Raw genomic sequence first — 304 nt, 5'->3', positions numbered from 1 at the left:
CCGCCGTGCGGTACACCCTCGAGGAGCTGGCCTCGGTCGCCCCGGGGCGCGAGGCCCGGCGAGGGACCGGGCCCGTCGGAGTCACCGCAGGCGCGGGATGACGCCGGTGACGACGGCGTCGAGGACGGCGCGCGTGCCGGCGAAGGGCCCGGACCGACGCGGCCAGTGCGTGATGACGTCGGTGAAACCGAGCTCGGCGGCGCGCCCGACGGCGTCCTCGAGCGCGTCGGCACTGCTCAGCGAGAAGGTCGGGGCGCTGTCGAGGTTGAGGTACCGGTCGAGACTGCCGGGGTCGCGACCGGAC

The 304-nt window shown here is 76.0% G+C and carries 1 pseudogene; it reads right to left on the bottom strand.

The window, feature by feature from the left end:
* Positions 1-81: 81 nt before the first annotated feature.
* Positions 82-304, bottom strand: a pseudogene (locus tag ACR9ZK_RS21780) (LLM class flavin-dependent oxidoreductase); the annotation flags it as partial.

The organism is Monashia sp. HAY1-5C (assembly GCF_056755255.1).
Note: the sequence above shows the minus strand (reverse complement) of the source record. Positions and strands in the feature narration are given on the sequence as shown.